Here is a 5,008-nt window from a genome sequence, read left to right on the forward strand (position 1 = left end):
CCTGTATCAGATCACGGGCGAGGGTAATGTCCTCATCCATACCGACATAAAACGGAATCACCACCTGCATATCCAACGCGCCATAGTTACCACTGGTAGTCACTTCGTTTAGGAACTTGTTGTTTGGAATCGTAATGATGTCGTCGTTCAAAGTTCTCATACGTACTGAGCGTAAACCAATAGTAATAATGTCTCCGTAGTTACCTTCGAACGTGACGCGGTCACCTACTTGGAATGGTCTATCAATCATTACGGTGATACCCGCGATGAAAGAGGCCGCCAAGTCTTTAAGCGCAAAGCCAACTGATACCGCTAGCGTACCACCAATCAGAGCCAAGATTTGGTCGTTGATGCGGAAGCTCATCATGAACACGATAAGACCCGTACTCACATAAATGAAGAACTGCATGAACGATTGAAGCTTTTGCAGCAGCATTCGATATTGCACGAATTGGCTACCAAAGCTCGTCACCATTGAGTTAATGAACTTCAATAACAACCACATCGCTGCAATGACGATGATAGAGAAGAACACGCCACTCCAACGAACCAAACTCGCAATCTTAGAAATGTTTTCTACATTGGCTAACTCTTCTGTCGCGTAAGTCGGGAAACTTACCGCCATCGCAAAGCCAACAAGTAATAGGACAAATAACTTCTTCATTTTACTTCACCAATAAATGTTGACGGTCGAGAACGTTAGTAATGTGACGGAACCAGTGATCAGAGATTCTTGCCTTATCTTCATTCCAACCAATGTAACCACGGCTCTCAAAGTAGCGAAGAATACCAGTGATTTCGGCAATACTTAGCTGAGTACATTCTGATAGCACCTCGGTAGACGCAATTTCTAACTGAACGATAGAGCGAAGGACCGCCAGCATAGGTTTTGGCATGTTCTCTAGTTCTTGCGCTTCTGGAACATGGAACAGCCTTACTACCGCTTGGTCTGTCTCTTTGTTTCTGTTCAAAGAGAGACGGAAGAAGCGCAGTGCAACGGTCGGGTTACCATCTGAGTAGTGCCACAAGATACGATAGAAACCTTGGCGTGCGCGTTCTTCTTCGCTCATGTCATCTTGATCCCACTGCTTTGGTACCACTAAACCATCAAATGATAATGGCTTCTCAAGCTCGGTATTGATACGGCTAGTAAGCAACTCACCAACTTGTTTCTCTGTCCAACGCGGAAGGAAGCAAACCAAATCAAATAACAGACGCTCGCCACGAGCTCGATCGACAAATCGCCAGCTAGACTTAGCAATCGACATCACGATTCTGTGGTTCTTCTTCGAACGACGCAGTAAGTTAGTCAATCGAATCAGATCTGAAAGACCACCAACCATTGGTTTAACTAGGCGCTGGGCATTATCAATTGCAATAAGATAAGTCGTCTCGCTCTTACGAAGATGCGCCAAGATTTGAATCTCAGTTGCGTCTTCTTCCAAGCCAATGCTTACAGCTAGGTGACACAGTAATTCTTGGTAACCCGCATAAGGGCAGCTAACGTAAATTGGCTCTGCATTCGATACTTTGTGCAGCAGCGTATACAGCAGCGTTGTGGCACCCACACCACGTTCACCAGAGACGATACAAATCGCCGGGCTATCAGACATTAAATAGCGAGAAAGTTGTTTAACTTCGTCACCTGCATAGTCAATAAGCTCGCTGTCGATAGAGCCAGGCAGAATATATTCGTAGGTTTGGTCACCTTTGATACGCACTAAGTTTTTCTGGTTCTTATCGAGATCAGACTGCTTAGCGACTTCAATCCTAAACAGATAAGCCAGTGCTTGACTGAATACTGTGTAGTTAGAAAGCAGCGACATGATGCGATGCTGAAAGTGATACACACTCAACCAAGCAATACCAAGCGCAGTCGCGAGGATATTAAGTAAGAAGGTATCTTGGCGATTCACAGCCCAATTAACCCACACTGGACGGTCAGCGATATGCTCTAGGCTATTGAATACCTTAGCTCTCCATAAACGAAGGACCGAAATGGTCACCAACACAAACCAGAAGAATAGAACGCTGTAAATCCAACTGTAGATGGTGCCTTTACCTAGTGTAATACTGGAGATCTGAAGAATCACACCAGCAACGATGAAGCTCCACACATAACGTCTAATCGTTGAAAGGCGTAGGGCAATGACTTCTTTGTTTGAGGTACGTCCCATGCGGTATGCAAACTCAAGAATGAAGCTGATTGCGATAGAGCCACCTAAAATCCACCACGTGAAGATCTCAAGGAATATCAGATGTTGCAGGCTAGGGATACTTGATAGCACACGCAGAGACAGGGTGATAGCAATTAACCAAGCAATGGCTCTATCCGCACGGCTCACATACCAAATTAAACGAATCAGGAATGGAGGGTTTGGTTTCGCTTCAAGCAGGTTAACGCGAAACAGTTCGATCAACCTTTTACTGTTCGCTAACCACCACACCAGCGCAAAATAGATGAACAGCACTTTTAACGCTGCACCAATCACAGGCACCGGGGAAATGAAGATGTCTTTAATAAGCGCTTTGAAGCTGCGTATTTGGAAATACACCAAGTATTCGACGTTTAGCTTTGTCAGTTCCCACTCTTGCTTGAACTGGGTAACACCGTATGGGCCAAAACCGGTCAAGCGCTCCCTGTTACTTGTGGTGCTTTGCTCCAATAAGTGCTGCTTGCTCACATTCAAACTGTTCAACGTGACGTAGCTAGACTCTACATCGAACCACTGTTTTGGCTCGCTGTTTTCTCGATACGCCTTGAGTCGTTTATCGAACGTTGCGATTTGCTGATTCTGAACACGCAGCACTTCAGCGAGCAACAGATTTACCTTGCGCTTATCTGACGCCTCCATAAAAAGAGGGTCGGGAAGCTCATCGATACGATTAGTCAGATCTTGGGCAATGTCAGAGACCTGAGGTTGTGATTGTAAGTCATATTCCAAGTTGGCATGACTCGGCCATGAGAGCATTGCTAATATGAGGAATAAGAAGCGCGGTAATGAACGCATAAAAGTCTCTTAGAATTATGAGGTTAGGATTACTATAGTTAGATAATCGAGCTTTGTGAAATCTCATGCATTAATGAGGGCGAGTACTTTATCCCCGAATCTTGGTGTTTTGTCATGAAACTGTCAGGCGTTAGACTAGTATTTGTGCATTAGAGGGTGTTGTGAATAGCTATATAAAGAAGCTTTGGTTGTAACGGGTTGTTATGCGATATATTAAATTATTTATAAGAGATATGTCTTTATATAAGGCGGATTTTACTCAGTGGCTCAACACTTTATATGTTGCACAGTTTAGCTATTTATCGCTATATAAATAGAAATCAAAAATGTGAGTTATCTCAAACTATGATTTAGCTAGGTTATCGCTCACTTATTAGCGGGTAATTGCAATCAATACTTGCAGTTAAAGCCCTGAACAAGTAACGTTGCGGCGTTTTTCACATTAAAAAGGTAAAGGCATTGATCTCCACAGCAAATATCACCCAACAATTCGGCGCTAAGCCACTTTTCGAAAATATTTCAGTTAAGTTCGGCGAAGGTAACCGTTACGGTTTAATCGGCGCGAATGGCTGTGGTAAATCGACGTTCATGAAGATCCTATCTGGTGAACTTGAGCCGAGTGCTGGTAACGTAAGCTACGATCCAAACGAGCGCGTTGCAAAACTGAACCAAGACCAATTCGCTTACGAAGAATTCTCGGTAATCGACACAGTTATTATGGGTCACAAAGAGCTTTGGACTATTAAGCAAGAGCGTGACCGCATCTATTCTTTGCCAGAAATGAGCGAAGAAGACGGCATGAAGGTAGCTGATCTTGAAGTTCAGTTCGCTGAAATGGACGGTTACATTGCAGAAGCGAAAGCGGGTGAGCTTCTTCTTGCTGTAGGTATCGAAGAAGCACTTCACTTCGGCCTAATGAGCGAAGTAGCACCTGGTTGGAAACTTCGTGTGCTTCTAGCACAAGTTCTGTTCGCAGACCCGCACATCATGCTTCTTGACGAACCAACGAACAACCTGGACATGGATACCATCAAGTGGTTGGAAGATACGCTAAACCAACGTAACTGCACAATGATCATCATTTCGCACGACCGTCACTTCCTAAACTCTGTTTGTACGCACATGGCTGACCTTGATTACGGTGAACTGCGCCTATTCCCGGGTAACTACGATGAGTACATGACGGCTGCGACCCAAGCGCGTGAACGTCTACTGTCTGATAATGCTAAGAAGAAAGCACAAATTGCTGAACTTCAAACGTTCGTTTCTCGTTTCTCTGCTAACGCATCTAAAGCGAAGCAAGCAACGTCTCGTGCTAAGCAAATCGATAAGATTCAGCTTGAAGAAGTGAAAGCTTCTAGCCGTCAAAACCCATTCATTCGTTTTGAACAGTCTAAAGAGCTATTCCGTAACGCACTTGTGGTTGAAAACCTATCTCAAGGCTTCGAAGAAGACCTATTCAACAAGTTCGATGCGATCTTCGAAGTAGGTGAGCGCGTTGCGATCATCGGTGAGAACGGTGTGGGTAAAACAACACTACTGAACACATTAGCTGGCGAACTTGAAGCTCGTACAGGTGAGTACAAGTGGTCTGAAAACTCAAACATCGGTTACTACGCTCAAGACCACGCACATGACTTCGAACAAGACATGAACCTGTTCGATTGGATGAGCCAATGGCGTCAAGAAGGTGAAGACGAGCAGGTGGTTCGTGGCTTCCTAGGTCGTATGCTATTTGGTCAAGACGACATTAAGAAATCAGTTAAGGTAATTTCTGGTGGTGAGCAAGGTCGTATGCTTCTTGGTAAGATCATGATGCACAAGCCAAACATCCTACTTATGGATGAACCAACTAACCACATGGATATGGAATCTATCGAAGCGCTTAACTTGGCTCTTGAGAACTACAAAGGCACATTGTTCTTCGTATCTCACGACCGTGTATTCGTAGACTCTCTAGCAACGCGTATCCTTGAAATCAAAGATGGCAAGATCAA

General features: G+C 44.4%; 3 protein-coding genes. 1 reads left to right on the forward strand and 2 read right to left on the reverse strand.

Annotation, left to right across the window (positions count from 1 at the left end):
• Together BCT81_RS12515 and BCT81_RS12520 are read right to left on the reverse strand one after the other, a co-directional pair.
• The coding region (locus BCT81_RS12515) for a mechanosensitive ion channel domain-containing protein (RefSeq protein WP_102424624.1) at positions 1-664 on the reverse strand (664 nt) is incomplete at its 3' end.
• A gap of 1 nt (position 665) precedes the next feature.
• Positions 666-3,011 carry an AAA family ATPase gene (locus tag BCT81_RS12520; protein ID WP_102424625.1) on the reverse strand — a complete coding sequence of 782 codons (2,346 nt, stop codon included), beginning with the start codon at positions 3,009-3,011 and terminating at the stop codon, positions 666-668.
• Between the two features lie 459 nt (positions 3,012-3,470).
• Here BCT81_RS12520 and BCT81_RS12525 point away from each other — a divergent pair.
• Positions 3,471-5,008: ABC-F family ATPase (locus tag BCT81_RS12525; protein ID WP_102424626.1), on the forward strand; the 1,538-nt coding region annotated here is incomplete at its 3' end.

Source organism: Vibrio sp. 10N.261.52.A1, from assembly GCF_002876325.1.
Taxonomy (GTDB): Bacteria; Pseudomonadota; Gammaproteobacteria; order Enterobacterales; family Vibrionaceae; genus Vibrio; species Vibrio chagasii.

Excerpts from the sequence above, each read along its gene's own strand:
- BCT81_RS12520 (WP_102424625.1), bottom strand. The coding sequence starts at position 3,011 with ATGCGTTCATTACCGCGCTTCTTATTCCTCATATTAGCAATGCTCTCA.